This window comes from Shewanella sp. MBTL60-112-B2, from assembly GCF_019655055.1.
Taxonomy (GTDB): Bacteria; Pseudomonadota; Gammaproteobacteria; order Enterobacterales; family Shewanellaceae; genus Shewanella.
Genome location: NZ_BPFA01000093.1, coordinates 1 through 517, shown reverse-complemented (window position 1 = coordinate 517; position 517 = coordinate 1). Strand labels below are relative to the sequence as shown.

The following is a 517-nucleotide window of genomic DNA, read 5'->3' as shown; positions in this document are numbered from 1 at the left end:
GGTAGGGAAAAGAAGGGGGGGGGGCAAAGGGGCAAGGCGGAAGGAAGGGAAGGGGGGGGGCGAGAGAAGGGGAAGAAAGCAAAAGCGGGAAGGGAGGAAGGGGGAAAGGAAAGGAGGGGGAGGGAGAGAAAGAGAGAGAGGGAAAGGGGGAGAAAGAGAAGAAGAAGGAAGGGGGGAAGGAGAGAGGAGAGAGGGAAAAAAGAGGGAGAGAAGAAAAGGGGGGAGAGAAAAAGGGGGGGGAGGGGGGAAGGGGAGGGGAAGAGAGGAAAGAGGGGAGAAAGAGAGAAAAAGAAGGAAAAGAGGGAGAGGAGGGGGGGGGGAGAGAAGGGAGAGAGGAGAAAGGGGGAGGGGGCCTGGCCCCAACAAAGCCGGAAAGAGGGGGAGGGGAAGACCAAGGGCAGGAGGAAGTGAAGCAAGGCAGAAGAGCGAAAGAGGGGAAAGGAAAGGAGAAGGAAAAAGGGGGGCGAAGGAGAGAGAGGAAGTGAAGGAAAGGAAAAGGAAAAGGGGGGGAGTACGC

1 protein-coding gene is annotated in these 517 nt (G+C 58.0%); it reads left to right on the top strand.

The window, feature by feature from the left end:
* Nucleotides 1–411, top strand: a 411-nt coding sequence (locus K5Q73_RS21920) for a hypothetical protein (RefSeq protein ID WP_220766200.1), incomplete at its 5' end; no start/stop codon positions are given.
* Nucleotides 412–517: the final 106 nt, after the last annotated feature.